We start from the raw sequence: 4,319 nt of genomic DNA, 5'->3' as shown, positions 1-4,319 counted from the left end.
AGAGAATCCACTTTAGGTACGCCACCAAAGGCACGCACCAGGTTAAAATAAAAATAGCCCCGCAGCATTTTTGCTTCGGCGATGCTTACTTTTTTATCTGTTTCGGATACGTTGCCCTGCGCCAGATTTACCTGTTGCAGTACGAGATTACATTTGTTGACACCTGCATATAAACCGGAATAGTATGCCTTCACCAGCCCGTTGCTGGGAGCAATGGTAAATTCGTCCATCGACTTCTGGTCGGCGCCATCGGCTGGTGTGCTGCCTTTATCGGCATCGTCTGACCGGATACCGGCTGTGGCAAGGAAAGGCATTACATGTACATTGTAGTCGCGTAGTTGCGCGTACATGCCATAGGTGTACTGCTCGAACTGACCACCCGGATACGTTTCCGTTGTAAAACGGCCCTGTGGCTGCCTTTCGAGAAAGTCTTTACCACAACTACCCATGGTAACCGCAAGCATTATTACCAGTGAATTTTTTATATAGCGTTGCATGAAGTGCTGTTTGAAAAATTAGAAATTGAGATTAACACCGGCCATGAAAGTAGCGGGCAGCGGATAAGTCGTTTCATCTACACCAAATCTTACAGGAGAATCACCACCTACTTCCGGCGTATAGCCGCTGGCTTTAGTAAATGTTTTCAGGTTTTGTGCGTTCACAAATATCCGGCAGCTTTTAATTTTCATCTCTTTCATGTAGGAGGCGTTAAGGTTGTAAGACAGCTGTACAAAGCGGATGCGGAAGTAGTCGCCCGATTCAATGAAGTAAGTGGAAGGTTCAAAATTCCAGCCACGGGTATCATCCATGATGGGCTCTTTGTTGGAAGTGCCGGGTCCTGTCCAGCGGTTTAAGCGGTTGGTTTCGTAGTTCAGGATGGCAAACTTGTTACGGGAGCGGTTCATAAATATTTTGTTGCCGCTCACGCCCTGCGTTTCTACTTCCAGTCCCCAGCCTTTCCAGCCTACACTAAAGGATGCGCCGTATACAAAGCTGGGGGTAGGAGAACCGATATAGGTCCGGTCTTTATCGTCTATTTTACCATCCCCATTTACATCGTGAAATCGGATGTCGCCTGGTTTTAGGCGTACATCACTGCTTTGAGCCGATTTTTCAATTTCTTCCGTGCTCTGAAAAATACCATCCTGTATGTATCCGTAAAAGCCACCGATAGGATAGCCAATAATAGTTCGTGCAGGCGTGTTAGTGATATTGTAGCCAATGTTATTACCAATAGACAGCACTTCATTTTTGATAGTGGTGGCATTGGCGCTGATAGCATAGCGTACATTTTTTCCGATCATATCTTTCCAGCCGGCAGAAAATTCAAAGCCACGGTTGAGGATAGTGCCGGCATTGGTTTGTGATTGCGTGGTACCAATGGCGCCGGGAATATCGAGTGTAACGAGAATATCACTTGTTTTACGGTGGTAGTAATCTGCTTCTACGGAGAAGCGGTCTTTCAACATCGACAGCTCTATACCGGCATCTGTGCCGGCCATCACTTCCCAGTGAATATCCGGGTTGGCGATGTACTGCGGTACTACAGCAGGATAGAGTTTATCGCCAAATACGGCGCTGTTGGCATTGTTCAGCACGGGGTAAAACAGGTAGTTACCAATTTTATCGTTGCCCAGGCGGCCCCAGGAAACTTTCATTTTGAGGAAGTCGATGGCCGGTACAGCTGTGCGCATAAAAGGTTCTTCACTAATCACCCAGGCGGCACCTGCCGCAGGGAAATTCCCCCAGCGTTTATTGGGACCAAATTTAGAGGTACCATCCCGGCGAAGCGATACGTTCAACAGGTAACGGTCATGATAGGCGTAGCTGGCGCGGAACAGGTACGATTTAAACGCCTGTTCTTCTCCGCCACCGCCATTCACCTGGTTTTCTTTATCCGGGCTGGTATTGAGGTACCAGAAATCAGGATTGTCGGGGATGGCTACGGAAGTACTCTGACGGGAGCCGCTTACATTGTCATTGCCTTTGTATTGGGCGGTGAAGCCAGCCAGCAGGTTCAGGTGATGCCTGCGGAAAGCGTTGTCGTAGCTCAGGGTGTGGTCGGCCTGAAAGGTCTGGTAATCTGTTTTGGCCATGCTCACCCCGGTAATATTATTGTACTGGGCAGAATCGCCGACCATATATTTTGGCGTGTAGCCACGGGAGCTGTTGAAGCCCAGATCGGTATACACCACAGATTTCCAGGTAAAGTGTTGCAGGAATTTTAGTTCTGCAAAGGCGCTTCCAACAAAACGATAGCCATAGTTGCGGGAGTGACCTTTCGGAATTTCGGTATTGGCCACCGGGTTGCCTACCTGCGCCCGCTGGAAAGAAGGGGAGGCGTTGTAGCCACCAGCGGCATTGTAAGGCGCGTAAATAGGCGCTGCCATGAGTGCGTTGGAGATCAGGCTGTTTTCCCCACCGGTACGATCCCAGCGGGAGCCGGATACGTCTACGCCTACACGAATATGCTGATTCACCTGGTATTCATCATTTAGATGCAGCATGAATTTCTTAAAGCCATCGTACTTCAGGATACCCTCCTGGTTGTAGTAGCCGGCGCTGAGATAAGCCCTGTTGTTTTTTGTGCCGGTAGAAATGCTAAGATTATAGCTTTGCAGCATGGCATCGCGGAAAATTTTATCCTGCCAGTCGGTGTTGGCGGTATAAAGACTATAATCAAACGGGGCGCCGTTTACATTTTTCAGCTGCTCGTTGTACAGTGTTTTAAAGCCGGTAGCATCGGTGACTTTTATTTTATTGTCGAGGTGCTGTACGCCGGCATATGCATTGAAATTAACGTTCATTTCGCCGGTTCTTGCCCGTTTGGTAGTGATGATAATCACGCCGTTGGCGCCCTGTACGCCGAACATGGCGAGAGAGGAAGGATCTTTCAGGATTTCCATAGAAGCAATATCGCCGGTATTGAGAAAGTCGATGTTATCATGAAACACCCCATCTACCACATACAGCGGGTTGGTGTTGGTGATAGAGCCTACGCCGCGGATGCGTACCGTGGGTGCGGCCCCTGCGCGGCCGGAGTTGGTAATGGTAACACCGGCCACCTTACCTTGTATGGCACTCACCGGATTGGATCCGGGATGGTTAACGATTTCTTCTCCCTTAATAGAGGCAATAGTGCCGGTGAGGTCACGCTTACGTGCCGTACCATAGCCTATTACCACTACCTGGTCTACGTCTTTGGCGGTGGTTTTCAGGCTGACAGTGAGAAAGCTGTTATTGGTGTTGGTGACTTCCTGGGCTTCATAGCCAATCAGTTGAAACCGTAGGATGGCGCCTGTGCGGGTGGGGAGCTGAAAGGAACCATTGGGGGCGCTGATGGTGCCGGTGCCGGGATGTGCTTTGTCTATAATAGTAACTCCCGGTAGTGGCGATCCGGTAACGGCATCCCTGACCCTGCCGCTTACATTTTGTTGTGCTTGTCCCCACATGGGTAGTAGCAGCAATAATAGCAGATAGTAGTTTTTCATAACGAACGTTTGTTGATAAAATGGAATTTGTCTGTTGCTGGCGTTGTGTGAAATTTGTCGGCAATAAATGTAGGACAGGAAATAACGGATACGCATATCCGCTACCCCAACAAGGCTACTTCAGCAGGTGTAAATGAAGGGCAGTTACCTACAACATAGGTACTTCATTTTTTATTTCCGTATGTGTAATTTATTTATTTACAGATAATTATATCTGCAGCATGAATTCAGTGAGATTTTGATCACCGGGTAGTCCCAGCTTCTTCCGCAGGCGGTAGCGCTTTACTTCCACCCCGCGGATGGTGATGCTAAACCGGTGGGCGATATCCTTGGAAGAGAGGTTCATTTTAAGGTAAGCGGCTAACTTCAGGTCCTGTGGTGTGAGGTCAGGATAGCGCAAATGTAGTTGTTGAAAAAAGCGTTCGTGGGCACTGTTGAAACCGTCGTCAAAAACTTTTTGTTCATCTCCGGCCGACAGATTTTTATCGATCATTTTCATTAGCCGGTTATAGCGGGTCATGGAAAACTCCCGATCGCTTTGTGCTTTTAATTGCAGCAATTCCTTTTTCATTTTCAGGAGGAACTCATTTTTTTCCAGCAAGGTGACGCCGGAATTGGCGAGTGCTTCACTTTTACTCACCACAGCAGCCGTGAGTTGTTGTTGTTGCAGGAGCAATAGCTTGCGTTCATTTTCCTGCTGTTCGCGTAGCAGTCGTTCCTCCAGTTGTTTGTGCAGCTTTTCGTGGGCAAGGTATAGCTTACGCCGGTAGGTATAATATAGGAAGATGCCCGCGGCAAGGGCCAGTAGCACATAAATGATCCTGGCCC

The 4,319-nt window shown here is 48.6% G+C and carries 3 protein-coding genes; all 3 read right to left on the bottom strand.

What is annotated here, in order from left to right; genetic code table 11:
* A partial coding sequence (locus tag VIP81_RS26885) for a RagB/SusD family nutrient uptake outer membrane protein (protein WP_331968616.1) occupies positions 1-497 on the bottom strand: 497 nt, incomplete at its 3' end.
* Between the two features lie 18 nt (positions 498-515).
* A complete protein-coding gene (locus tag VIP81_RS26880; RefSeq protein WP_331968613.1) occupies positions 516-3,491 on the bottom strand; it encodes a TonB-dependent receptor in 2,976 nt (991 codons plus the stop codon).
* 208 nt (positions 3,492-3,699) lie between these two features.
* Positions 3,700-4,319, bottom strand: a 620-nt coding sequence (locus tag VIP81_RS26875) for a hypothetical protein (RefSeq protein WP_331968610.1), incomplete at its 5' end; no start/stop codon positions are given.

The sequence above is a fragment of the Chitinophaga sp. genome (assembly GCF_036566945.1).
Taxonomy (GTDB): domain Bacteria; phylum Bacteroidota; class Bacteroidia; order Chitinophagales; family Chitinophagaceae; genus Chitinophaga.
This window is presented reverse-complemented; position numbering and strand designations above follow the sequence as displayed.

What these genes read in the sequence shown, in the direction of transcription:
- VIP81_RS26880 (WP_331968613.1), bottom strand. Translation starts at nt 3,491, where the DNA reads ATGAAAAACTACTATCTGCTATTATTGCTGCTACTACCCATGTGGGGA.